Genomic DNA, 24,092 nt, shown 5'->3' on the forward strand with positions numbered 1-24,092 from the left:
GTCACCCCTCACGTGTACCCGGCCTCAGCCCTGCTGCCCCGAGGGCCTGCGCAGCGTCGGCCGGGCCGCCGCCGCACGGGCCCTGAGCGCCGTCCACCGGCCCGACACAGCCCACAGCACCCGCGCGGCCGAGCGCGGCGCGAACCGTGCCCGCAGCCGGGTCCGCCCGCTCACCGTGCCCTGCAGTGCGGCGATCACCTGGCGCACGTCCTCGGCCAGACCCGCCACCGGGCGCGGCCGGGGCGCGTACAGCACCTGCTCCACCGCGTCCGCCACCCGTTGCACCGCGGCAGCGGCCGTCGGGTCGAGGTGGCCCAGCCGGACGATCCGGGCCGCCGCCTTGCGCGGGGTCAGTGACTCGTCCGGCAGGATGCCGACGTCCCAGGCACTGTCCGTCAGTTCCTGCCAGGCCGTCAGCGCATGGGCCGCCGCGCCCTCCTCGGTCCGGGCGTGCGCGCCCAGCCGCACCCTGCGCACGCGCTCCCGCCACAGCAGGGGCGACAGCGGAACGGCCAGCAGGGCCAGGGCACCGAGCCCGATCAGCGCGTACCACAGCCAGTTCCAGCTGCTGCCGCCGTCGCTGTGCACGGCCACCGCCGCGGACGGGCTGTCACAGGCGTCGAGCTTGTGCAGCCGGGCCGCGCAGCTGTCGCTCGCCGAGGGTGCCGCCGACGGCGCCGTGGACGAGCCGTGGGACGGCAGGGTCTCGTCCGGCAGCGAACTGCCGGGCGTGTCCGACTGGGTGTACGACGGCGCGGTGCCCCGGGTCGGGGTCGGCTCGAAGCGGGTCCAGCCGATGCCCTCGAAGTACAGCTCGGGCCAGGCGTGCGCGTCCTTCAGGGTCACCGCGACCGTGCCGTCCGCCTGCGGGGTGCCGGGTGCGAAGCCCACCGCCACCCGGGCCGGGATGCCGAGCGTGCGGGCCATCGCGGCCATCGCGAAGGAGAAGTGGACGCAGAAACCCTCCTTCTTCTTCAGGAAGTTCGCGATGGCGTCCGGACCGTGGCCGACCTCCACCTGGGTGTCGTACTGGAATCCGCCGGTCACGGCGAAGTAGTCCTGGAGCCTGACCGCCTCGTCGTAGTGGCTGGCCGAACCCGCGGTGATCTCCTTGGCGGTCCGGGCCACCACCTTCGGCAGCCGGGACGGCACCTTGGTGTACTCGCGCTTGAGGGCCGCGGGCGGCTGCGGCGCGTCGGCCAGCTGCTCGGCGGTCGGCTGCACGTCCAGGCTGGTCACCCGGTAGGTCTGGCCGCGTGTGTTCTGGCCGTGGTCGCCGACGAGCGTCATGCCGACCGGCTCGTAGCGCCACTTGCCGCTGACCCTCACCCCGGTCGGCGGGTACGGCATCGGCAGCCAGTCCTGGGCGTACCAGTCCGCCGCCGCGATCGTCGACTTCACGGTCACCCGCTTGACCCGGGCGCTCAGGCCGGCGGGCGTCGGGAAGGCGTCCGGCACACCGACGATGTGCCGCTGGGACGGCTTCCAGGTCGTCCCGTCGAAGTCGTCCAGGGACACGATCCGCAGGTACATGTCGGACAGATCGCCGGCACTGGTCCTCAGGGTCAGCACCTGGCGGTCGTTGTCCACGTTCAGGCTGTCGCGCAGTGACACCAGGGGGTTGACCGCGGAGATGGTGCCGCCGTCCCCGTTGCCCGGGCCGACGCCCGTCCCGGCGGCGTCCAGCAGGCCGCCCTGCATCGCGGGCAGGGCGAGCGGCACCACCAGGGCGACACCGAGGGCGACCGCGCCGATCCGGCGCCCGGTGCGCACGGGGGCGACCGCACCGCCCTCCTGGTCGCCCGGCACGCGGGATGCCCCGCCGAAGACGCGGCCCCACTGCGCGAGCCGGTCCCGGCCCTCGGCGAGCAGCAGCATCAGATAGCCGGCCGCCGCGACCAGGAACCACAGCCAGTCGGCGCCGCCGTGGGCCAGCCCGGCGGCCACCGAGTACAGCGCGAGCAGCGGCAGACCGGCCGGGGCTGCGCTGCGGAAGGTCACCGCGAGGGTGTCCACCAGCAGGCCGATCGCCAGCACTCCGCCGATCAGCATCAGCTTGATGCCGTCGGTGAGCGGTGCCGGTATCGCGTACTGGCTGACGTCGTCCGAACCCTGCTGGAGCAGGTCGGCGAGGTGCTGGACGGCGTCCGGGCCGGGAATCAGCCCGACGATCGCCTGCTGCCGGGCGAAGACCAGGGTCAGCAGCATCAGCGTGACCAGGGTCTGCGCCACCACCGTCAGGGGCCGCGCCAGCGGCACCCGGCGGGCCGCCGCGCCCACCCCGGTCTGCACGGCCACCAGCAGCACCGTCTGCAGCAGCCACGTGGGTCGGTCGACCAGGGGCAGCAGCGAGCACGCGGCCATCAGCGTGGCCGCCGCGGCGCACAGCGCCAGTCGTGCCCGCCCGCTCATCCCAGTGCCTCCCCGCCGACAGCGGCCAGGCCCGAGCGTTCCCGGTCCGCCTGCCGCCACAGATCGTTCAGCGAGGCGCCGCGCGGCACGCTCAGCGCCGTCCAGCCCGCCTCGCGCAGCATGCGCAGCCGCTCCTCGTGCCGGTCGCCCGGGTACGGCACATCGGTCGACTCGCGCACCCAGGTGTCGGGGTCCAGCACGAACGCGACCGCGCCGCCGCTGCGCTGGCGCATCTTGGCCACCACCGCGGCCTGTTCCTCGTCCAGATCACCGAGGAAGGCGACCAGCAGCCCTTCGCTCCCGCCCCGCAGCACGTCGTACGCCCGGGACAGACCGGTGCCGTCGGAGTGGTCGATCACCGCGAGGGTGTCCAACATCAGCCCGGCCGCGTCCGCCGTCTCCTGCCCGGCGCCCGCGAACCCGTCGGCGCCCTCGCCGGGTACCGAGCTGCCGCCGTCCGTCAGCAGGCGCACCGAGAAGCCCCGTTCGAGCATGTGCACCAGGACCGACGCGGTGCCGGACACGGCCCACTCGAAGGCCGCGTCGGGGCCCGCGCCCTCGTAGGCGATGCCCCGGGTGTCCAGCAGGACCGTGCAGCGCGAGCGCCGCGGCTGCTCCTCGCGGCGCACCATCAGCTCGCCGTAGCGTGCCGTGGAACGCCAGTGGACCCGGCGCAGATCGTCGCCGTAGCGGTACCCGCGCGGGATCACGTCGTCCTCGCCCGCCAGGGCCAGCGAGCGCTGCCGCCCGTCGCCGTACCCCTTGGCCTCGCCGCCGAAGCGGACCGGGGACAGCGGGTCCACGCGCGGGATGACCGTCAGCGTGTCGAACGTCGAGAAGGACCGGGTCAGTTCGCACATCCCGAACGGGTCGGTCAGCCGCAGCTGCAGCGGGCCCAGCGGATAGCGGCCCCGCAGGTCCGAGCGGACCCGGTAGGACACCTCCCGGCGGCCGCCCGGCTCCACCCGGTCCAGCACGAAGCGGGGCCGCGGCCCGAGGACGTAGGGCACCCGGTCCTGGAGCATCAGCAGCCCCGTGGGCAGCCGGGAGACGTTGTCCATCCGCAGGTGCACCCGGGCCTCGCTGCCGGCGGGCACGCGCGCGGGGGACAGCCTGCGGCTGCCCGCCACCCGGTAGCGCGTGCGGTACAGGACGGTCGCGCAGAGCAGGGGCAGCACGGCCAGCAGCAGGCCGACCCGCAGCAGATCGCTCTGGCCCAGCACATACGAGCAGATCGCGGCCGCGATGCCGGCGGCCAGGAAGGAACGCCCGCGGGTGGTCAGTCCCGCCAGGGCCGTACGGACGCCGCCCCCTTCCCCGCGGTCGGCCTCCGCCTGTGCCGTCCCCCCGGCGCTCATCACAGACTCCGCGGGGGCTGCTGGGGATAGGCCGGAATGGGCCGGCCCAGACCGCCGAAGCCGGTCTGCTGCTGCGGAGCCGCGGGCACCGGGGTGTGGTGCAGGATCTCCTGCACCACCTGATCGGCCGTACGGCGGTTGAGCTGGGCCTGGGCCGTGAGCAGCAGCCGGTGGGCGAGGACGGCGCCGGCGAGGGCCTGGACGTCGTCCGGCAGCGCGTACTCGCGCCCGGCGAGCGCGGCTGCCGCCTTGGCCGCGCGCAGCAGATGCAGCGTCGCGCGGGGGGAGGCGCCGAGTCTGAGGTCGGGGTGGTTGCGGGTGGCCGCGACCAGCTCGACCGCGTACCGCCGCACCGCCTCCGAGACGTGCACGCCGCGCACCGCCTCGATCAGCTTCACGATCTCGTGCGCGTGCGCCACCGGCTGGAGGTCCTCCAGCGGGGAGATACCGCCGTGCACGTCCAGCATCTGCAGCTCGGCCTCGACGCTCGGGTAGCCGACGGAGACCCGGGCCATGAAACGGTCGCGCTGGGCCTCGGGCAGCGGGTAGGTGCCCTCCATCTCGACCGGGTTCTGCGTGGCCACCACCATGAAGGGGCTGGGCAGTTCGTAGGTCTGCCCGTCGATGGTGACCTGCCGCTCCTCCATGGACTCCAGCAGCGCGGACTGGGTCTTGGGCGAGGCGCGGTTGATCTCGTCGCCGATCACGATCTGCGCGAAGATGGCGCCCGGCTTGAACTCGAAGTCCCGGCGCTGCTGGTCCCAGATGGACACCCCGGTGATGTCCGAGGGCAGCAGGTCGGGCGTGAACTGGATGCGCCGCACCGAGCAGTCGATGGACCGCGCCAGCGTCTTGGCGAGCATCGTCTTGCCCACCCCGGGGACGTCCTCGATCAAGAGGTGTCCCTCGGCGAGCAGTACGGTCAGCGAAAGCCGTACGACCTCGGGCTTGCCCTCGATCACACCCTCCACCGAACTGCGGATCCGTTCCACAGTGGCGGTCAGATCAGTGAGGCTCGCTCGATCGTCATAGGTCGTCACCCGGCCCTCCTCGGCCCGTTCTTACTCGGGCCGGCGCTCTGCGTTGCGAAACCGGCCCACCCCGAAACACGGACACCGCGCGGAAAAGGTTCCGCGCGACGCCACTCCCCGCATTCTTGCTGCCGTTACCGATTCGTGTCACTCGACTGTGGACAACTGCCCGCACGATGTCGGTCTTACGGCCATTTCGACCACCGTTTTCGATGCCGGGCGGCCGACTGTGTGCGGACGGCGGGGGTGTTCGGGGCGGGCCGGTGCGCCGGGTCGGGCCGGGTTCAGGCCGGGTCGATCTCGCGCAGCAGGCCCGTGCGCACGTCGAAGACGAAGCCGCGCACGTCGCCGGTGTGCAGCAGGAACGGCGAGGTGCGCACCCGCTGCATGGACTGGCGCACGTCCTGGTCGACGTCCCGGAAGGACTCCACCGCCCATGCGGGGCGCTGGCCGACCTCCATCTCCAGTTCGGTGCGGAAGTCCTCGGTGAGGGCCTCCAGGCCGCAGCCGGTGTGGTGGATCAGGACGATGCTGCGCGTACCGAGCTTGCGCTGGCTGATGGTGAGGGACCGGATGACGTCGTCGGTCACCACACCGCCCGCGTTGCGGATGGTGTGGCAGTCGCCGAGCTGCAGGCCGAGGGCCTTGTGCAGGTCGAGACGGGCGTCCATGCAAGCCACCACGGCCACGTGCAGGACGGGCCGGGCGTCCATGCCGGGATCGGTGAAGGCGGTGGCGTACTGCTCGTTGGCCTCCACCAGGCGGTCCGTCACGGTGCCGCCGCTGGTTATGGCGCCTTCGGATCCAGTGGGAACTGCTGCGGAAGTCGTCATACCCATGACGGTACTGGTCACCTCCGGTCCCGGCCTGCTGTGAGAGGGGACAAAGAACGTCATCGCGGCTTGTTGTGAGCTAACCCACAGGGAGGGCAAACAGGGGCCGCACGGGTGAATCCGCTCCATTTGCGGCCCCCGCCGGGATGCGGTACGCGACGCGCAGGCCGGTTGATTGACCGCGCGACACGGTGGACTAAAGTGACGCGAAGCGGGAGACGAGGCTCTCCCTGCTGGTGAAATCCCTGGAGATCCCGGCACCCGCCCGGACCGTCTCCCCGCGTGCGCGGCGCGTACGTACGGCTCGGCCTCCTCCCGCTCCCGGTCGGCTGACGCTTCCGGCGCCGGCAGGCCTCCCCTTCACAGAGCGGGCGGGGACCCGGCGGTGCGTACCGCCCGCCGGACCTGAGAGGCCCCCTTGAGCCAGAGTCGACACGTCCCGGTGATGCTCCAGCGGTGCCTGGATCTGCTGGCACCCGCCCTGGAGCGGCCCGGAGCGGTGGTCGTCGACTGCACCCTCGGCCTCGGCGGCCACAGCGAGGCGCTGCTGACCCGCTTCCCCGAGGCCCGGCTGATCGGCCTCGACCGGGACAAGGAGGCGCTGCGGCTGTCCGGCGAGCGGCTCGCCCCCTTCGGTGAACGCGCCACCCTGGTGCACGCCGTGTACGACGAGCTGCCCGACGTGCTGCGCAGGCTCGGCCTCGCGCGCGTGCAGGGTGTCCTGTTCGACCTCGGCGTCTCCTCCATGCAGCTCGACGAGGCCGACCGCGGGTTCGCCTACGCCCAGGACGCCCCCCTGGACATGCGCATGGACCAGACGGCCGGCATCAGCGCGGCCGAGGTCCTCAACACCTATCCGGCGGGCGAGCTGGTGCGCATCCTGCGCGCGTACGGCGAGGAGAAGCAGGCCAAGCGGATCGTCTCCGCGATCGTCCGTGAGCGCGAGAAGGAGCCGTTCAGCAACAGCGCGAGGCTGGTCGAGCTGATCCGGGACGCGCTGCCGCAGGCCGCCAAGCGCACCGGCGGCAACCCGGCCAAGCGCACCTTCCAGGCGCTGCGCATCGAGGTCAACGGCGAGCTGTCGGTCCTGGAGCGGGCGATCCCGGCCGCCGTGAAGGCCCTCGACGTCGGCGGCCGCGTCGCCGTGCTCTCGTACCACTCGCTGGAGGACCGGTTGGTCAAGCAGGTGTTCGCGGCGGGCGCCGCCACCACCGCCCCGCCCGGCCTGCCGGTCGTGCCCGAGCGCTACCAGCCGCGGCTCAAGCTGGTCACGCGTGGTGCCGAACTTCCCACCGAGGAAGAGGTCGCCGAGAACCGCCGGGCCGCCCCGGCGCGACTGCGCGGCGCCGAGCGCATCAGGGAGGACGCCGAGTGAGCGAATCGGGTCGGTTGGGTTTCCGAACCCACTGCTGGGCCGGCGGCACGCGGGCAACGGGATCACCCGGGCCGATCATCCGGGCCGGCGGCTCGCCTGTCCCGGCGGAGGGCCAGTGAGCAGGAAACCCCAGCTGAAGGGGAGGGCCGCCCGGCTCGCCCGGCTCTTCCCGGCCGGCCGCGCCCGCGCGGCCCGCACCCCGTTCGTCCTCCTCGTCGTCCTGCTGCTCGGCGGCGGCCTCATCGGACTGCTGGTGCTGAACTCCGCCCTCAGCGAGGGCTCGTTCAAGCTCGACGCCCTGCAGAAGCAGACGAAGAGCCTCACCGACGAGGAACAGGCCCTCCAGAGAGACATCGACGCCTACTCGTCTCCCGACGCCCTCCAGCGCCGTGCCCGCGAACTGGGCATGGTCCCCGGCGGCGACCCGGCCTTCCTCGGCCCCGACGGCGGCGTCAAGGGCGTACCGGGCGTCGCGGGCCCGCGGTCCGCCGCCCTCACCGCGCCCCTCGCCCCCGAGGTGATCGACCCGGCCGCCCGACGGTCCGCGACCCCCTCGACCATGCCGGCCGAGCCCGTCGCCACGCCCACCCCCTCGGCCCCGGTGACCACCCCGGCGGACACGGTGGCACCGCTCTCCACCCTCCAGCCCGCCTCCACCCCGACCCCCGGCAGGTGACGGAAGTGTCCGACAGGGAACCGCCGCGCCGCCGTGTGCCCGGCCCCGCGAAGCCTCCCCGGCCGCGGGGTGCGGACCGGCGGCAGCCCGGGCCAGGCGCCCGTCCGGTCCGCCGGCCGAGCGGGGCCCGGCCCATGCCCCCGCCGCCCCTCCGGCTCGGCCGCCCCCGCCCCCGGCTGCGCCTGGTCGGCCTCGCGCTCACCCTGGTGATGCTCGCCTTCGTCGTACGGCTGCTCCAGGTCCAGGCCGTCGACGCCAGCGCGTACGCGGCCAAGGCCGAACAGAACCGGTACGTCGTGCACACCATCGCCGCCGAGCGGGGCGGGATCACCGACCGCAACGGCGTGGCCCTCGCGATCAGCGAGAACGCGTACGACATCACGGCCGACCCGACGATGTTCACCGTCAAGCAGCTGAAGATCGACGACGGCCCCGAGCAGGCCGCCGCGCTCCTCGCGCCGATCCTGGGCCAGGACCAGGCCACGATCGTCAGGAAGCTCAGGCCCGAGAACAAGCTGTCGCGCTACACCCGGCTCGCCACCCGCCAGACCCCGCAGGTCTGGAAGCAGATCAAGGATCTGAGGGCCGCGCTCGCCAAGAAGGCCGAGACCGACAACAACACGGCCAACGTGCTCGCCGGCGTCTTCGCCGACCCGAGCAGCCAGCGCGTGTACCCCAACGGCGACCTCGCCGCCGGGATACTGGGCTGGGTCAACGCCGACGGCCGGGGCGGCGGCGGCGTCGAGCAGGAACTGGACAAACAGCTGTCCGGCAAGGACGGCAAGATCCGCTACGCCCAGTCCGGCGGCCGTGAGGTGCCCACCGTGGGGTCGACGCAGACCCCCGCCGTGCCCGGCTCCGGCGTGGAACTCACCATCGACCGCGACATCCAGTGGGCCGCCCAGAACGCCATCGCCGAGCAGGTGAGGAAGTCCCGGGCGGACCGTGGCTACGTCATCGTCCAGGACACCCGCACCGGCGAGATCCTGGCCATGGCCAACTCGCCCGGCTTCGACCCGAACGACCTGGCGAAGGCCGACGGCGCGGCCATGGGCAACGCGGCCGTCCAGGACGCCTACGAGCCCGGCTCCACCGCCAAGGTGATGTCGATGGCGGCCGTGCTGCAGGAGAACGCGGCCACCCCGCTCACCCATGTCGTCGTACCGAACCGGCTGCACCGCGGCGACCGGCTCTTCCAGGACGACGTCGACCACGACACCTGGTACCTGACGCTCAACGGCGTGCTCGCCAAGTCCAGCAACATCGGCACCATCCTCGCCACCGGCCAGCTCGGCAGGACCCAGCAGCAGGCGAACAAGGTCCTCTACTCGTACCTGAAGAAGTTCGGCATCGGCAGCCCCACCGGGCTCGGCTTCCCCGGCGAGACCAGGGGCATCCTCGCGCCCGCCGGCAAGTGGTCGACGTCGCAGCAGTACACGATCCCTTTCGGCCAGGGTTTCTCCCTCAGCGCGATGCAGGCCGCCTCCGTGTACTCCACGATCGCCAACGGCGGGGTCCGCGTCGAACCGACCCTGGTGCGCGGGACCGAGGGCGCCGACGGACGCTTCACACCTGCCCCGCAGCCGAAGAAGAGCCGCGTGGTCAGCGAGAAGACCGCACGGACGGTCGCCCAGATGCTGGAGTCCGTCGTGGACGACGAGCAGGGCACCGGCATCAAGGCCCGCATCCCCGGGTACCGGGTGGCGGGCAAGACCGGCACGGCCAACCGCGTGGATCCGGCCACCGGCAGGTACCGCGGCTACACCTCGTCGTTCGCCGGATTCGCACCCGCGGACAATCCGCGGATCACGGTCTACTGCGCGATCCAGAACGCCACCTCCGGCAGCTACTACGGCGGCCAGATCTGTGGACCCATCTACAAGCAGGTGATGGAGTTCGCCCTGAAGACCCTCCAGGTCCCGCCGACCGGGGCGAAGTCCGCGAACCTGCCCGTCACCTACAAGCCCTGATCAGCCCCGCCCCGCACCACGAAAAGGCACCAGGAACCAACTCGTGACAACGATCACCCCCGACCCGGGGAACCAGGGCGGCCCGAGCCCCTCGGCCGCCCGTCTCCCACCACCGCCCCCGCCGGACCGCGCTGCGCGCGGGCCCCTTTTTAGCTCCGGAGCGGGTGCGCCCGGTACGCTCACGGCCGTGCCACACGCTGATCAGTCCCAAACCACCCAGAAGGGCGCTTCCGTGACATATCCGGGACCGCCGCGACCGGTCCGAACCTCCGCCACACCCCTCGCGGAGCTGGCCGATCAGCTGGGTGCAGCCGCTCCGGCCGCCGCCGTCGAGATCACGGGGATCACCCACGACTCGCGCGCCGTCCGCCCCGGCGACCTGTACGCCGCCCTTCCGGGCGCCCGCCTGCACGGCGCCGACTTCGTCACCCAGGCCGCAGGCCTCGGCGCGGTCGCCGTGCTGACCGACCCGACGGGCTCCGAACGCGCCGAAGCGACCGGACTGCCGGTCCTGGTCGTGGACGACCCGCGCGCGCGGATGGGCGAGCTGGCGGCGACGATCTACGGCCGCCCCGGCAGCGACCTGCTCCAGATCGGCATCACCGGCACCTCCGGCAAGACCACCACCGCGTACCTGGTCGAGGGTGGTCTGAAGACCACCCGCGCCACCGGACTCATCGGCACCGTCGAGATGCGCATCGGCGAGGAGCGCATCAAGTCCGAGCGCACCACCCCCGAAGCCACCGACCTGCAGGCCCTGTTCGCCGTCATGCGCGAACGCGGCGTCGAGGCGGTCGCCATGGAGGTCTCCAGCCACGCCCTGGTCCTCGGCCGGGTCGACGGCTGCGTCTTCGACATCGCCGTGTTCACCAACCTCAGCCCGGAACACATGGAGTTCCACTCCGACATGGAGGACTACTACCGGGCCAAGGCGCAGCTGTTCACGCCGGAACGCAGCAGGCTCGGTGTGGTCAACGCCGACGACGAGTACGGCCGCCGGCTCGCCGAGGAGGCCGCCGTCCCGGTCGTCACCTTCTCCGCCGAGGGCCACCCCGACGCCGACTGGCGCGCCGAGGACGTCCAGGTCGGCCCCATGGACTCGACGTTCACCATCATCGGTCCCCAGGGCGAGCGCATCCACGCCAAGTCGCCGCTGCCGGGCCCCTTCAACGTGGCGAACACCCTCGCCGCCGTCGTCGCCCTCGCCGCGGCCGGACTCGACCCGCAGGTCGCCGCCGACGGCATCGCCGCCGTACCGGGCGTCCCTGGCCGCCTGGAGCGCGTGGACGCCGGGCAGCCCTACCTCGCGGTCGTCGACTACGCGCACAAGACCGATGCCGTCGAGTCGGTGCTCAAGGCCCTGCGCAAGGTCACCAAGGGCCGGCTGCACGTCGTCCTCGGCTGCGGCGGCGACCGCGACCGGACCAAGCGCGCCCCGATGGGCGCCGCCGCGGCCCGGCTCGCCGACACGGCCGTACTGACCTCCGACAACCCCCGTTCCGAGGACCCTCTCGCGATCCTCGCGACCATGCTCCAGGGCGCGGCCACCGTGCCCGCGCACGAGCGCGGCGAGGTGCTCCTCTTCGAGGACCGGGCCGCCGCGATCGCCGCCGCCGTGGGCCGTGCCGCCCCCGGCGACACCGTGCTGGTCGCGGGCAAGGGTCACGAGCAGGGCCAGGACATCGCCGGCGTGGTCCGTCCCTTCGACGACCGCCAGGTGCTCCGCGAAGCTATCCAGAAGACCCAGGGATGAACTTGTGATCGCCCTCTCCCTCGCCGAGATCGCAGAAGTCGTCGGCGGGCAGACGCACGACATACCGGATCCGTCCGTCCAGGTCACGGGACCGGTCGTCCGGGACTCCCGGGAGGTCCGGCCGGGCAGCCTGTTCGCCGCGTTCGCCGGTGAGCGCGTCGACGGCCACGACTACGCCCGGGCGGTCGTCGAGGCCGGTGCGGTGGCCGTGCTGGCCTCCCGGCCCGTCGGCGTGCCCGCGATCGTCGTCGACGACGTGCAGACCGCCCTCGGCGCCCTCGCCCGGCACGTCGTACGACGGCTCGGCGCGACCCTCGTCGCCCTGACCGGCTCCGCGGGCAAGACCAGTACCAAGGACCTCATCGCCCAGGTGCTCCAGCGCAAGGCGCCGACCGTGTTCACGCCGGGCTCGCTCAACAACGAGATCGGGCTGCCGCTGACGGCCCTGTCCGCCACCGGGGAGACGAAGTTCCTCGTGCTGGAGATGGGCGCCCGCGGCATCGGCCACATCCGCTACCTCGCCGACCTGACGCCGCCGAAGATCGGCCTCGTCCTCAACGTCGGCACCGCCCACATCGGCGAGTTCGGCGGCCGGGAGCAGATCGCGCAGGCCAAGGGCGAGCTCGTCGAAGGCCTCCCGGAGGACGGCACCGCCGTGCTCAACGCCGACGACCCGCTGGTCCGCGCCATGGCCTCCCGTACCAAGGCGAAGGTGGTCCTTTTCGGAGAGTCGGCCGAAGCGGACGTACGCGCCGAGAACGTACGAGTCACGGACAGCGGACAGCCCGTCTTCAGACTTCGCACACCCTCCGGTGCTGGCGATGTGACCATGCGCCTGTACGGTGAGCACCACGTGTCGAACGCGCTCGCCGCGGCCGCCGTCGCCCATGAGCTGGGCATGTCCGCAGACGAGATCGCCCTCGCGCTCTCCGAGGCGGGCTCCCTCTCCCGCTGGCGCATGGAGGTCACCGAGCGCCCGGACGGCGTGACCATCGTCAACGACGCCTACAACGCCAACCCCGAGTCCATGCGGGCCGCCCTCAAGGCGCTCGCGGCCATGGGCACGGGGCGCCGCACGTGGGCGGTGCTCGGCAAGATGGCCGAGCTGGGGGACGAGGCGCTCGCCGAGCACGACGCCGTCGGACGGCTCGCCGTCCGGCTCAACGTCAGCAAGCTCGTCGCGGTCGGGGGGACTGAGGCCTCCTGGCTGCAACTGGGCGCATATAACGAGGGTTCGTGGGGTGAGGAGTCGGTGCACGTGTCCGACGCACAGGCGGCGGTCGACCTGTTGCGCAGCGAGTTGCGCCCGGGGGACGTCGTACTCGTGAAGGCGTCCCGTTCGGTGGGGCTCGAAAGCGTTGCGCAGGCGCTGATCGAGACCGGTGCCGAGGGTGAGGTTGCCGCCCGATGATGAACCAGATCCTGTTCTCGGGAGTCATTGGCCTCTTCCTGACGCTGGTCGGCACCCCGCTGCTGATCAAGCTGCTCGCCCGCAAGGGCTACGGCCAGTACATCCGGGACGACGGCCCGCGCGAGCACGCGAGCAAGCGCGGTACGCCGACCATGGGCGGTATCGCCTTCATCCTGGCGACGGTCGCCGCCTACTTCCTCAGCAAGGTGATCACCGGCAAGCCGCCGACGTTCTCCGGGCTGCTGGTGCTCGGTCTGATGGTCGGCATGGGCCTGGTCGGCTTCCTGGACGACTACATCAAGATCGTCAAGCGCCGTTCGCTGGGCCTGCGGGCCAAGGCGAAGATGGCCGGCCAGCTGATCGTCGGCATCGCCTTCGCCGTCCTGTCGCTGATGTTCTCCGACTCGCGCGGCAACACCCCGGCCTCCACCAAGCTGTCGTTCATCACGGACTTCGGCTGGTCGATCGGCCCGGTGCTGTTCGTGATCTGGGCGCTGTTCATGATCCTCGCGATGTCGAACGGCGTGAACCTCACCGACGGTCTGGACGGTCTCGCCACCGGCGCCTCCGTGCTCGTCTTCGGCGCCTACACGTTCATCGGCGTCTGGCAGTTCCAGGAGTCCTGCGCCAACGCGCAGACGCTGACCAACCCCGCCGCCTGCTACGAGGTGCGCGACCCGCTCGACCTCGCCGTGGTCGCCTCCGCGCTGATGGGCGCCTGCCTGGGCTTCCTGTGGTGGAACACCTCGCCGGCCAAGATCTTCATGGGCGACACCGGCTCGCTCGCCCTCGGCGGCGTCCTCACGGGCCTGGCCATCCTCTCCCGCACGGAGCTGCTGGTGGCCATCATGGGCGGCCTGTTCGTCCTCATCACCATGTCGGTCGTCATCCAGGTCGGCTCCTTCCGGCTCACCGGGAAGCGCGTCTTCCGCATGGCGCCACTGCAGCACCACTTCGAACTCAAGGGCTGGTCCGAGGTCCTGGTGGTGGTCCGCTTCTGGATCATCCAGGGCATCTGTGTCATTGTCGGACTGGGCCTCTTCTACGCAGGATGGGCAGCGGAAAAGTGACCACCTCGGTGCCGTCAGGGTCTTCTGAGTTCCAGGGCAAGCGCGTCACCGTCGCCGGGCTCGGCGTCTCGGGCGTCCCGGCGGCGAAGGTGCTGCACGCGCGCGGCGCGATCGTCACCGTCGTCAACGACGGCGACGACCCACGCGCGCGTGAGCAGGCCGCCGCACTGGAGGCGCTCGGCATCACCGTGCGCCTCGGCGACGGGGCGACCCTCCCGGAGGGCACCGAGCTGATCGTCACCGCTCCGGGCTGGAAGCCCGACAAGCCGCTGTTCCTGGCGGCGGCCGAGGCGGGCGTCCCGGTCTGGGGCGACGTGGAGCTGGCCTGGCGGCTGCGGGGCCCCGACGCGGCCCCCTGGCTGGCCGTGACCGGCACCAACGGCAAGACCACCACCGTCCAGATGCTGGCGTCGATCCTGAAGGCAGCGGGCCTGAGGACCGCCGCCGTCGGCAACATCGGCGTCTCGCTGCTGGACGCCGTCCTCGGCGAGGAGCACTACGACGTCCTCGCCGTGGAGCTGTCCAGCTACCAGCTCCACTGGGCGCCCTCGCTGCGCGCCCACTCCGCCGCCGTCCTCAACCTCGCGCCCGACCACCTCGACTGGCACGGCTCCATGGAGGCCTACGCGGCCGACAAGGGCCGTATCTACGAGGGCAATCGGATCGCCTGCGTCTACAACACGGCCGACAAGCTCACCGAGGACCTGGTGCGCGAGGCCGACGTCGAGGAGGGCTGCCGGGCCGTCGGGTTCACCCTCGGGACCCCGGGCCCTTCCCAACTCGGTGTCGTGGACGGCATCCTCGTCGACCGCGCCTTCGTGGAGAACCGGCACAAGAACGCGCAGGAGCTGGCGGAGGTCTCCGACGTCAACCCGCCGGCCCCGCACAACATCGCCAACGCCCTTGCCGCCGCGGCCCTCGCGCGCGCCTTCGGCGTGCCCGCCACGGCCGTACGCGACGGCCTGCGGGCCTTCCGGCCCGACGCCCACCGCATCGAGCACGTCGCCGATGTCGACGGGGTGGCCTACGTGGACGACTCGAAGGCGACCAACACACATGCCGCGGAAGCCTCGTTGGCATCATATGAACCGATCGTATGGATTGCGGGCGGTCTGGCGAAGGGCGCGACCTTCGACGAGCTGGTCGCCAAGTCGGCGAAGCGGCTGCGCGGGGCCGTCCTGATCGGTGCCGATCGCGCCCTGATCCGCGACGCCCTTGCGCGACACGCCCCGGAAGTACCCGTCGTCGACGTCGAACGGACCGACACTGGGGCGATGCTCCAGGCGGTGACGGAGGCGAAGCGGCTCGCGCAGCCCGGCGACACGGTGCTGCTGGCCCCGGCCTGCGCCTCCATGGACATGTTCACCAACTACAACCAGCGCGGTGACGCGTTCGCGGAGGCGGTCCGCGAACTCGGAGCCTGACCCCGGCCGCCCGCCGGGCGGATCTTGGGAGGGACGCGTGGGACGGTCGACGTTCAGTGGAGGCGTTGATGCCCGGTAGCCGTACCGGCCGGCCGCCCGTGCAGCGGGCGTCCCGGCGTCCCGCCGCCCCCCGGCCGCAGCGGGAGAACACCCTGCTGCGGCTCTATCTGCGCGCGCGGAAGGCCTGGGACCGCCCGCTGACCGCCTACTACCTGATCGTCGGCGGCAGCGTGCTGATCACGGTGCTGGGCCTGGTGATGGTCTACTCGGCCTCCCAGATCACCGCGCTGCAGCTCTCGCTGCCCGGGTCCTACTTCTTCCGCAAGCAGTTCCTGGCGGCGGTCATCGGCGGCGCACTGCTGTTCGCGGCCTCGCGCATGCCCGTGAAGCTGCACCGGGCGCTCGCCTACCCGATCCTCGCCGGCGCCGTCTTCCTGATGGCCCTGGTGCAGGTGCCGGGGATAGGGATGGCGGTCAACGGCAACCAGAACTGGATCTCCCTGGGCGGCTCCTTCCAGATCCAGCCCAGCGAGTTCGGCAAGCTCGCCCTGGTGCTGTGGGGCGCCGACCTGATCGCCCGCAAGCAGGAGAAGAAGCTGCTGACCCAGTGGAAGCACATGCTGGTGCCGCTGGTCCCGGTCGCCTTCCTGCTGCTCGGGCTGATCATGCTCGGCGGCGACATGGGCACTGCGATCATTCTCACCGCGATCCTCTTCGGCCTGCTGTGGCTCGCGGGCGCGCCCACCCGGCTGTTCGCCGGGGTGCTGTCGATCGCCGGCGGGATCGGCGTGATCCTCATCAAGACCAGCCCCAACCGGATGGCCCGCCTCGCCTGCATCGGTGCCACCGAGCCCCGGTCCGGGGTCGCCGACTGCTGGCAGGCCGTGCACGGCATCTACGCCCTCGCCTCCGGCGGACTCTTCGGCTCCGGTCTCGGCGCGAGTGTGGAAAAATGGGGACAACTCCCTGAAGCCCACACCGACTTCATCTTCGCCGTCACCGGTGAGGAACTGGGCCTGGCGGGGACGCTGTCGGTGCTCGCCCTGTTCGCGGCTCTAGGCTATGCGGGTATCCGCGTGGCCGGACGCACGGAGGACCCCTTCGTGAGGTACGCCGCGGGAGGTGTGACCACCTGGATCACTGCCCAAGCGGTGATCAACATCGGTGCGGTGCTCGGCCTGCTGCCGATCGCCGGCGTCCCCCTCCCGCTGTTCTCCTACGGAGGGTCCGCCCTGCTGCCGACCATGTTCGCCATCGGGCTGCTGATCGCCTTCGCGCGCGACGAGCCCGGTGCGCGGACAGCGCTTGCGTTGCGGCAACCTCGCTTTGGTAGAAAGCGGGCGGGAGGCTCCGGTGCGGAGCGGGGGCCTCGGAGATGGAACACGATGCGACGGCGTGCCTCGGTGGCGCGTTCGTCCGGAGAGCGGTGAATTTCGGTGCATGTCGTACTCGCTGGTGGGGGGACCGCCGGCCACATCGAGCCCGCGCTCGCCCTCGCGGACGCCCTGCGCAGGCAGGACCCGACCGTGGGGATCACGGCCCTGGGCACGGAGCGGGGCCTTGAGACCCGGCTCGTCCCGGAGCGCGGCTACGAGCTGGCGCTGATCCCCGCGGTCCCGCTGCCCCGCAAGCCCACGCCCGAGCTGATCACCGTCCCGGGCCGGCTGCGCGGCACGATCAAGGCCGCGGAGCAGATTCTGGAGCGCACCAAGGCCGACGCCGTGGTCGGCTTCGGCGGCTATGTCGCGCTGCCCGGCTACCTGGCCGCCAAGCGCCTCGGCGTGCCCATCGTGATCCACGAGGCCAACGCGCGGCCCGGCCTGGCCAACAAGATCGGCTCGCGGTACGCGGCCCGGGTCGCCGTCTCCACCCCGGACAGCAAGCTGCGCGACGCCCGCTACATCGGCATCCCGCTGCGCCGCTCCATCGCCACCCTGGACCGCGCCGCCGTCCGCCCCGAGGCCCGCGCCCGTTTCGGCCTCGACCCGAACCTGCCCACACTGCTCGTCTCCGGCGGTTCCCAGGGCGCCAGGCGCCTCAATGAGGTGGTCCAGCAGGTCGCTCCGTGGCTCCAGCAGGCCGGAATCCAGATCCTGCACGCGGTCGGCCCGAAGAACGAACTGCCGCAGGTGCAGCAGATGCCGGGAATGCCCCCGTACATCCCGGTAGGTTATCTGGACCGGATGGACCTCGCGTACGCCGCGGCGGACATGATGCTCTGCCGCGCGGGCGCGATGACCGTCGCCGAACTCTCCGCCGTCGGGCTCCCGGCCGCCTACGTCCCGCTGCCCATCGGCAACGGCGAACAGCGGCTGAACGCCCAGCCGGTGGTGAAGGCGGGCGGCGGACTCCTGGTCGACGACGCGGAACTCACGCCCGAGTGGGTGCAGCAGAACGTCCTGCCCGTGCTCGCCGACCCGCACCGGCTGTACGAGATGTCCCGTGCCGCCGGTGAGTTCGGCCGCCGGGACGCCGACGACCTGCTCGTCGGCATGGTGTACGAGGCCATTGCCTCGCGCCGTTAGGACCGTATGACGAAAGGGCAATGAGCGTGGCCGGACCGACGACCGCCGAGCGCGGTGACCGCCAGCAGGAGTCGTCCGGCCCGCCGCCCGCACGGAGGTCGAGCAGACGCCGCCTTCGTGCGATCGTCATCCTGGTGGTCGCCCTCGCGTTCCTCGGGGGCGGCTCCGTCTGGGTGTTGTACGGCTCCCAGTGGCTGCGCGTGAAGCACGTCTCGGTGTCCGGGACGCTCGTGCTGACCCCCGCCGAGGTCCGCGAGGTCGCCTCCGTACCGCTCGGAGAGCCGCTGATTTCCGTCGACACCAAGGCCATCGAAGCCCGGCTTCGCCGGAAATTGCCCCGAATTGACACCGTCGACGTCGTCCGTTCCTGGCCTCATGGAATCGGCTTGAAAGTGACCGAGCGCACTCCGGTCCTGCTGGCCCGAAAAGCCGGGAACTTCGTCGAAATCGACGACGGGGGTGTCCGTTTCGCCATGGTTTCGCAGGCGCCGAAAGGCGTCCCGCTGCTGGAATTGACCGCGTCCCGGAAGGGTTCCGGCGCCGCCAGCTTCCGGCGTTTCGGCACCGGCCGCCTGGTGCGCGAGGCGGTCCGGGTCGCCGACGGGCTGCCGGCCGCGGTCGCCGGGGAGACCCGGACCGTCCAAGTCCGTTCCTACGACGACATCTCGCTGGTGCTGGGCGGCGGCCGCAGCGTGGCATGGGGCAGTGCCGAGAACGGCCTCGCCAAGGCGCGGGCCCTCACTGCCCTCATGAAAGCAGCTCCCGGCGCCCGGCACTTCGACGTCAGTGTCCCCACCGCCCCTGCGTCATCGGGGAGTTGACGCACATCAGCGCAGGCCAGCACCCTGGTTGGGCACTGCTACGGCTGATCACATAGGGTGAAAAGAAAAACGGGAGGTTCGGCGTGTTCGTTGAACGGGCGCCACTTGTCGACTTAGTGTCCTGTTCAGAAGACTCCAGGGAACAGACACACTGGTAACCCTAAACTTCAGGGTTAGGGTTCGGGTCGGCGTTCGGACCGTCCCATTCGGCATCCGTCGTCCCGGCGCGGGGCACCGCCCGGCGGCGACAACGTAATTCGAGGCGAGAGGCCTTCGACGTGGCAGCACCGCAGAACTACCTCGCAGTCATCAAGGTCATCGGTGTCGGCGGCGGTGGTGTCAATGCCATCAACCGGATGATCGAGGTCGGTCTCAAGGGCGTCGAGTTCATTGCCATCAACACCGATGCGCAGGCGCTGTTGATGAGCGACGCCGACGTCAAGCTCGACGTCGGCCGTGAACTCACCCGCGGACTCGGGGCCGGAGCCAACCCGGCCGTCGGCCGCAAGGCCGCCGAGGACCACCGCGAAGAGATCGAGGAGGTCCTCAAGGGGGCCGACATGGTCTTCGTGACGGCCGGTGAAGGTGGCGGCACCGGCACCGGCGGCGCGCCCGTCGTGGCCAACATCGCACGCTCGCTCGGCGCCCTCACCATCGGTGTGGTCACGCGCCCGTTCACCTTCGAGGGACGGCGCCGCGCGAACCAGGCCGAGGACGGCATCGCCGAGCTGCGCGAAGAGGTCGACACCCTCATCGTCATCCCGAACGACCGGCTGCTGTCCATCTCGGACCGCCAGGTCTCGGTCCTGGACGCCTTCAAGTCGGCCGACCAGGTCCTGCTCTCCGGCGTTCAGGGCATCACCGACCTCATCACCACCCCCGGTCTGATCAACCTCGACTTCGCCGACGTCAAGTCGGTCATGTCCGAGGCCGGTTCCGCCCTGATGGGCATCGGCTCGGCCCGCGGCGACGACCGCGCGGTGGCCGCCGCCGAGATGGCGATCTCCTCGCCGCTGCTGGAGGCGTCCATCGACGGCGCCCGGGGCGTGCTGCTCTCCATCTCCGGCGGCTCCGACCTCGGCCTGTTCGAGATCAACGAAGCCGCCCAGCTGGTCAGCGAGGCCGCCCACCCCGAGGCCAACATCATCTTCGGTGCGGTCATCGACGACGCCCTCGGCGACGAGGTCCGGGTCACCGTGATCGCGGCCGGCTTCGACGGCGGTCAGCCGCCGGCCCGCCGGGACAACGTCCTCGGTTCGTCCTCCGCTCCGGCCCCGGCCCGCCGCGAGGAGCCCGCTCCGGCGCGGCAGCCGGACAGCAACCGCCCGTCCTTCGGCTCGCTCGGCAGCGTGACCCCGAAGGAGGAGCCGGAGCCGGAGCTCGAGCCGGCGGCCGACATCCCGGTCGCCCCGCCGATCCCGCCGGCGCCGCGGACCTACTCGGACAGCGCGGCCGAGGAACTGGACGTGCCGGACTTCCTGAAGTGATAGGACAGCGCGAGAGCGTGAGCGGCGCGCACTTCGCCTTCACCGACCGGTGGGGCGGGGTGAGCGCCGCTCCGTATGAGGAGCTGAACCTCGGCGGAGCGGTCGGTGACGATCCCGGATCGGTCCGGGCGAACCGGGAGCTTGCGGCGAAGTCGCTCGGGCTGGACCCCGGGCGGGTCGTCTGGATGAACCAGGTCCACGGCGCCGACGCGGCCGTCGTGGACGCCCCCTGGGGCATGGGGGTCCCCCCGCTGGAGGGAAGCCGGGAGCGGGGGAGGCCGGTACCGGAGGTCGACGCGATCGTCACCGTCCGCCGCGGACTCGCCCTCGCCGTCCTCACGGCCGACTGTGTGCCGGTCCTGCTGGCGGACCCGGTCGCCGGAGTGGTGGCCGCGGCCCACGCGGGCCGGCCCGGCATGGTGAAGGGCATCGTCCCCGCCGCCGTACGGGCCATGGTCGAACTCGGCGCCGAGCCGGGCCGGATCGTCGCCCGCACCGGACCCGCGGTCTGCGGCCGGTGCTACGAGGTACCGGAGGACATGCGCACCGAGGTGGCCGCCGTCGAGCCGACGGCGCACGCCGAGACGAGCTGGGGCACCCCCGCGGTCGACGTGAGCGCCGGAGTGCACGCGCAGCTCGACCGGCTCGGGGTGTGCGACCGGGCGCAGTCGCCGGTGTGCACGCTGGAGTCGGGCGACCACTTCTCGTACCGCCGCGACCGCACCACGGGGCGGCTCGCGGGCTATGTCTGGCTGGACTGATGGGGCATGACGGACCGTAAGACCGAACTCGCCGCAAATCTGGCGAAAGTGGAACAGCGCATCGCCGCCGCCTGTGCGGCGGCGGGGCGGGCTCGGGAGGAGGTGACCCTGATCGTGGTCACCAAGACCTACCCGGCGAGCGATGTGCGCATTCTGTCGGAACTCGGTGTGCGTCATGTCGCCGAGAACCGCGACCAGGACGCCGCCCCGAAGGCCGCAGCATGTGCGGATCTTCCCCTCGAATGGCATTTTGTCGGTCAACTTCAGACCAACAAAGTGCGCTCCGTGGTCGGTTACGCGGACGTCGTGCAGTCCGTGGACCGTGCGCGCCTCGTCACGGCGCTGTCGAAGGAGGCTGTGCGGGCGGAGCGCGAGGTGGGGTGTCTCCTGCAGGTCGCGCTCGACGCCGGTGCAAGCGCGCGGGGCGAGCGCGGTGGCGTCGCACCCGCCGGAATCGAAGAGTTGGCCGACCTCGTGGCCGGATCTCCGGGACTGCGGCTCGACGGGCTGATGACCGTCGCCCCGCTCGCCGGGGAGTACGCGGGCCGCGAACAGGCGGCATTCGAGCGGCTCATGGATTTGTCGACCGACCTGCGCCGGGCTCATCCGGCTGCAACCATGGTGTCGGCAGGGATGAGTGCGGACCTCGAACAGGCCGTGGCCGCCGGAGCGACACATGTGCGCGTCGGCACCGCGGTACTCGGAGTCCGCCCCAGGCTCGGGTAACGTCGCCAAGAAGTCGGACCACAGCAGAAAATATGGTCAGTGCCTGTGAAGGCGGGCACAACGACCTCGTGGATCGCGGGCACTTGGCAGTAGTCAGTCGATCCACCACAGAGCGGAGGACTCAGAGCATGGCCGGCGCGATGCGCAAGATGGCGGTCTACCTCGGCCTCGTGGAGGACGATGGGTACGACGGCCGCGGATTCGACCCCGACGACGATTTCGAGCCCGAGCTGGACCCGGAGCCCGAGCGGGACCACCGACGGCACGAACCGTCACACCAGTCGCACGGTGCACATCAGTCCCAAAGGGACGAAGAGGTGCGAATCGTCCAGCCGCCCGCGCAGCGCGAATCGGTGGCCCGTTCGACTTCGCTCGCCGCGGAATCCGGACGTCCGGCGCGGATCGCGCCCGTGGCATCCATCACACAAGAACGTCAGTCCCTGGAGAAGAACGCGCCGGTGATCATGCCCAAGGTTGTGTCCGAGCGAGAGCCTTACCGGATCACCACGCTTCACCCGCGGACCTACAACGAGGCCCGTACCATCGGGGAACACTTCCGTGAGGGCACCCCGGTGATCATGAATCTGACTGAGATGGACGACACAGACGCTAAGCGACTTGTCGACTTTGCGGCCGGTTTGGTGTTTGGTCTTCACGGCAGCATCGAGCGGGTGACGCAGAAGGTGTTTCTGTTGTCTCCTGCTAACGTCGATGTCACGGCGGAGGACAAGGCCCGCATCGCAGAGGGCGGGTTCTTCAACCAGAGCTGAGACGTACGACCGGTGGAATGCACGGAACAGGGGAGAGGGAAGCCCAGGCCATGAGCGTGTTCGCGCAGGTGATCTACATCGCGCTGATGGTGTTCCTCGTTGTGCTCATCTTCCGACTGGTCATGGACTACGTCTTCCAGTTCGCCCGCTCGTGGCAACCCGGCAAGGCGATGGTGGTCGTCCTGGAGGCCACCTACACTGTCACCGATCCACCGCTGAAGCTTCTGCGGCGGTTCATCCCGCCGCTGCGTCTCGGGGGCGTGGCGCTCGACCTGTCCTTCTTCGTACTGATGATCATCGTCTACATTCTCATCTCCGTCGCGCGGAGCTTCCTGTGATGAGGGTGGACGATCCGGTCTTGCCGACTGCCGATGACTACGTTGAGGTGAAGAGATGCCGTTGACCCCCGAGGACGTGCGGAACAAGCAGTTCACGACCGTCCGCCTCCGAGAAGGCTATGACGAGGACGAGGTCGATGCCTTCCTCGACGAGGTCGAAGCCGAACTGACCCGTCTGCTCCGCGAGAACGAGGACCTGCGCGCCAAGCTGGCCGCGGCCACGCGCGCTGCTGCCCAGAACCAGCAGAACATGCGCAAGCCTCCGGAGCAGGACCAGCAGCAGGGTATTCCCCAGCAGGGGATGCGAGGTCCCGGTGCACCGGTACCCGCCGGCATATCGGGCCCGCCGCAGCAGCAGATGGGTGGCCCCATGGGAGGCCCGCCCCAGCTGCCCAGCGGCGCTCCGCAGCTGCCCGCCGGCCCCGGCGGTCAGGGCGGCCCGCAGGGGCCCGGTCCGATGGGTCAGGGTCCGATGGGTCAGGGTCCGATGGGGCAGGGTCCGATGGGTCAGGGCCCCATGGGCGGTCAGCCGCCCATGCAGCAGCAGATGGGCGGCCCGATGGGCGGCCCCATGGGCGGTCCGATGGGCGGCCCCGGTCAGGCCCCTGGCGGCGACAGTGCCGCCCGAGTCCTCTCGCTGGCCCAGCAGACCGCCGACCAGGCGATCGCGGAGGCCCGCTCCGAGGCCAACAAGATCGTCGGCGAGGCCCGCAGCCGCGCCGAGGGTCTGGAGCGTGACGCCCGTGCCAAGGCCGACGCCCTGGAGCGGGACGCGCAGGAGAAGCACCGTGTCGCCATGGGCTCCCTGGAGTCCGCGCGCGCCACGCTGGAGCGCAAGGTCGAGGACCTGCGCGGCTTCGAGCGCGAGTACCGCACGCGTCTGAAGTCGTACCTGGAGTCGCAGCTGCGCCAGCTGGAGACGCAGGCCGACGACTCCCTGGCCCCGCCGCGCACCCCGGCCACCGCTTCGCTCCCGCCGTCCCCGGCGCCGTCCATGGCTCCGGCCGGTGCGAGCACCCCGTCGTACGGCGGCAACCAGACGATGGGTGGGCCCCCTGCGCCGTCCGCCCCGTCCTACGGCGGCCAGCAGCAGATGACCCCGGCGATGACCCAGCCCATGGCTCCGGTCCGTCCGCAGGGTCCGTCCCCGATGGGTCAGGCTCCCTCGCCGATGCGTGGGTTCCTGATCGACGAGGACGACAACTGACGGGCCGCGGACACTAGTACGACAACGGCGTCGGCAGCGTTCAACAGGGCGGGGGGGGGGCCGGGGGGGGGGGGGGGGCCCCCGCGGGAGAGGGGTTTTGGGGGGGGGGGGGGGGGGGCGCGCGCGGGGGCCCCCGGGGGGGGC

20 protein-coding genes are annotated in these 24,092 nt (G+C 71.3%); 16 read left to right on the forward strand and 4 right to left on the reverse strand.

What is annotated here, in order from left to right; genetic code table 11:
* Positions 1 to 24: 24 nt before the first annotated feature.
* From AB0H32_RS33750 to AB0H32_RS33765, 4 genes are all read right to left on the reverse strand, one after another.
* On the reverse strand, positions 25 to 2,412 hold the full coding sequence (locus tag AB0H32_RS33750; protein WP_361128658.1) for a DUF3488 and transglutaminase-like domain-containing protein: 2,388 nt from the start codon (positions 2,410 to 2,412) through the stop codon (positions 25 to 27).
* Positions 2,409 to 3,770, reverse strand: coding sequence for a DUF58 domain-containing protein (locus AB0H32_RS33755; RefSeq protein ID WP_361128661.1), 1,362 nt, complete (start codon positions 3,768 to 3,770; stop codon positions 2,409 to 2,411). Before AB0H32_RS33755 ends, AB0H32_RS33750 begins: the two co-directional genes overlap by 4 nt.
* Positions 3,770 to 4,810, reverse strand: coding sequence for a MoxR family ATPase (locus AB0H32_RS33760; protein ID WP_361128664.1), 1,041 nt, complete (start codon positions 4,808 to 4,810; stop codon positions 3,770 to 3,772). Before AB0H32_RS33760 ends, AB0H32_RS33755 begins: the two co-directional genes overlap by 1 nt.
* Positions 4,811 to 5,085: 275 nt before the next feature.
* Entirely contained in the window at positions 5,086 to 5,697 is a 612-nt protein-coding gene (locus tag AB0H32_RS33765; protein WP_361128667.1) for a carbonic anhydrase, read from the reverse strand.
* A 355-nt stretch (positions 5,698 to 6,052) separates the two neighbouring features.
* Here AB0H32_RS33765 and rsmH point away from each other — a divergent pair, with 355 nt between their 5' ends.
* The 16 genes from rsmH (at position 6,053) to AB0H32_RS33845 (ending at position 23,948) form a co-directional block, all read left to right on the forward strand.
* Complete coding sequence (gene rsmH / locus AB0H32_RS33770) at positions 6,053 to 7,009, forward strand: 16S rRNA (cytosine(1402)-N(4))-methyltransferase RsmH (protein WP_361128670.1); 957 nt, start codon at positions 6,053 to 6,055, stop codon at positions 7,007 to 7,009.
* 115 nt (positions 7,010 to 7,124) lie between these two features.
* Positions 7,125 to 7,685, forward strand: coding sequence for a septum formation initiator family protein (locus tag AB0H32_RS33775; protein ID WP_361128673.1), 561 nt, complete (start codon positions 7,125 to 7,127; stop codon positions 7,683 to 7,685).
* 5 nt (positions 7,686 to 7,690) lie between these two features.
* Positions 7,691 to 9,655, forward strand: a complete 1,965-nt coding sequence (locus AB0H32_RS33780) for a penicillin-binding protein 2 (protein ID WP_361128676.1) — start codon at positions 7,691 to 7,693, stop codon at positions 9,653 to 9,655.
* Positions 9,656 to 9,887: 232 nt separating this feature from the next.
* Positions 9,888 to 11,408, forward strand: a complete 1,521-nt coding sequence (locus AB0H32_RS33785) for a UDP-N-acetylmuramoyl-L-alanyl-D-glutamate--2,6-diaminopimelate ligase (protein WP_361128679.1) — start codon at positions 9,888 to 9,890, stop codon at positions 11,406 to 11,408.
* A 4-nt stretch (positions 11,409 to 11,412) separates the two neighbouring features.
* Positions 11,413 to 12,819 carry a UDP-N-acetylmuramoyl-tripeptide--D-alanyl-D-alanine ligase gene (gene murF, locus AB0H32_RS33790; protein ID WP_361128682.1) on the forward strand — a complete coding sequence of 469 codons (1,407 nt, stop codon included), beginning with the start codon at positions 11,413 to 11,415 and terminating at the stop codon, positions 12,817 to 12,819.
* Complete coding sequence (gene mraY, locus AB0H32_RS33795) at positions 12,816 to 13,889, forward strand: phospho-N-acetylmuramoyl-pentapeptide-transferase (RefSeq protein ID WP_153534922.1); 1,074 nt, start codon at positions 12,816 to 12,818, stop codon at positions 13,887 to 13,889. The genes murF and mraY overlap by 4 nt, the downstream gene beginning before the upstream one ends.
* Complete coding sequence (murD, locus tag AB0H32_RS33800; RefSeq protein WP_361128686.1) at positions 13,871 to 15,313, forward strand: UDP-N-acetylmuramoyl-L-alanine--D-glutamate ligase; 1,443 nt, start codon at positions 13,871 to 13,873, stop codon at positions 15,311 to 15,313. Before mraY ends, murD begins: the two co-directional genes overlap by 19 nt.
* Positions 15,314 to 15,381: 68 nt before the next feature.
* Entirely contained in the window at positions 15,382 to 16,743 is a 1,362-nt protein-coding gene (ftsW, locus tag AB0H32_RS33805) for a putative lipid II flippase FtsW (protein ID WP_361128689.1), read from the forward strand.
* Between the two features lie 6 nt (positions 16,744 to 16,749).
* Positions 16,750 to 17,838, forward strand: a complete 1,089-nt coding sequence (murG, locus tag AB0H32_RS33810; protein ID WP_361128692.1) for an undecaprenyldiphospho-muramoylpentapeptide beta-N-acetylglucosaminyltransferase — start codon at positions 16,750 to 16,752, stop codon at positions 17,836 to 17,838.
* Positions 17,839 to 17,864: 26 nt separating this feature from the next.
* Positions 17,865 to 18,659, forward strand: a complete 795-nt coding sequence (locus AB0H32_RS33815; RefSeq protein WP_361128695.1) for an FtsQ-type POTRA domain-containing protein — start codon at positions 17,865 to 17,867, stop codon at positions 18,657 to 18,659.
* 278 nt (positions 18,660 to 18,937) lie between these two features.
* Positions 18,938 to 20,146 carry a cell division protein FtsZ gene (gene ftsZ, locus AB0H32_RS33820; RefSeq protein ID WP_361128698.1) on the forward strand — a complete coding sequence of 403 codons (1,209 nt, stop codon included), beginning with the start codon at positions 18,938 to 18,940 and terminating at the stop codon, positions 20,144 to 20,146.
* The gene (gene pgeF / locus AB0H32_RS33825; protein WP_361128701.1) at positions 20,143 to 20,907 is read left to right on the forward strand and encodes a peptidoglycan editing factor PgeF; all 765 of its coding nucleotides are present in this window, start codon (positions 20,143 to 20,145) and stop codon (positions 20,905 to 20,907) included. Before ftsZ ends, pgeF begins: the two co-directional genes overlap by 4 nt.
* 6 nt (positions 20,908 to 20,913) lie before the next feature.
* A complete protein-coding gene (locus AB0H32_RS33830; protein WP_361128704.1) occupies positions 20,914 to 21,633 on the forward strand; it encodes a YggS family pyridoxal phosphate-dependent enzyme in 720 nt (239 codons plus the stop codon).
* Between the two features lie 128 nt (positions 21,634 to 21,761).
* Complete coding sequence (sepF, locus tag AB0H32_RS33835) at positions 21,762 to 22,403, forward strand: cell division protein SepF (RefSeq protein WP_361128706.1); 642 nt, start codon at positions 21,762 to 21,764, stop codon at positions 22,401 to 22,403.
* Positions 22,404 to 22,453: 50 nt separating this feature from the next.
* On the forward strand, positions 22,454 to 22,741 hold the full coding sequence (locus tag AB0H32_RS33840) for a YggT family protein (RefSeq protein ID WP_066992668.1): 288 nt from the start codon (positions 22,454 to 22,456) through the stop codon (positions 22,739 to 22,741).
* A gap of 55 nt (positions 22,742 to 22,796) precedes the next feature.
* On the forward strand, positions 22,797 to 23,948 hold the full coding sequence (locus AB0H32_RS33845; RefSeq protein ID WP_361128710.1) for a DivIVA domain-containing protein: 1,152 nt from the start codon (positions 22,797 to 22,799) through the stop codon (positions 23,946 to 23,948).
* Positions 23,949 to 24,092: the final 144 nt, after the last annotated feature.

Source organism: Streptomyces sp. NPDC020362, from assembly GCF_040642095.1.
Lineage (GTDB): Bacteria > Actinomycetota > Actinomycetes > Streptomycetales > Streptomycetaceae > Streptomyces.

Bases quoted from the DNA above. Each gene is read 5' to 3' on its own strand.
- AB0H32_RS33765 (WP_361128667.1), bottom strand. From the start codon at position 5,697: ATGACGTTCTTTGTCCCCTCTCACAGCAGGCCGGGACCGGAGGTGACC.
- AB0H32_RS33755 (WP_361128661.1), bottom strand. From the start codon at position 3,770: ATGAGCGCCGGGGGGACGGCACAGGCGGAGGCCGACCGCGGGGAAGGG.
- AB0H32_RS33845 (WP_361128710.1), top strand. From the start codon at position 22,797: ATGCCGTTGACCCCCGAGGACGTGCGGAACAAGCAGTTCACGACCGTC.
- sepF (WP_361128706.1), top strand. From the start codon at position 21,762: ATGGCCGGCGCGATGCGCAAGATGGCGGTCTACCTCGGCCTCGTGGAG.
- murD (WP_361128686.1), top strand. From the start codon at position 13,871: ATGGGCAGCGGAAAAGTGACCACCTCGGTGCCGTCAGGGTCTTCTGAG.
- AB0H32_RS33750 (WP_361128658.1), bottom strand. From the start codon at position 2,412: ATGAGCGGGCGGGCACGACTGGCGCTGTGCGCCGCGGCGGCCACGCTG.
- AB0H32_RS33840 (WP_066992668.1), top strand. From the start codon at position 22,454: ATGAGCGTGTTCGCGCAGGTGATCTACATCGCGCTGATGGTGTTCCTC.
- mraY (WP_153534922.1), top strand. From the start codon at position 12,816: ATGATGAACCAGATCCTGTTCTCGGGAGTCATTGGCCTCTTCCTGACG.
- AB0H32_RS33830 (WP_361128704.1), top strand. From the start codon at position 20,914: ATGACGGACCGTAAGACCGAACTCGCCGCAAATCTGGCGAAAGTGGAA.
- ftsW (WP_361128689.1), top strand. From the start codon at position 15,382: ATGCCCGGTAGCCGTACCGGCCGGCCGCCCGTGCAGCGGGCGTCCCGG.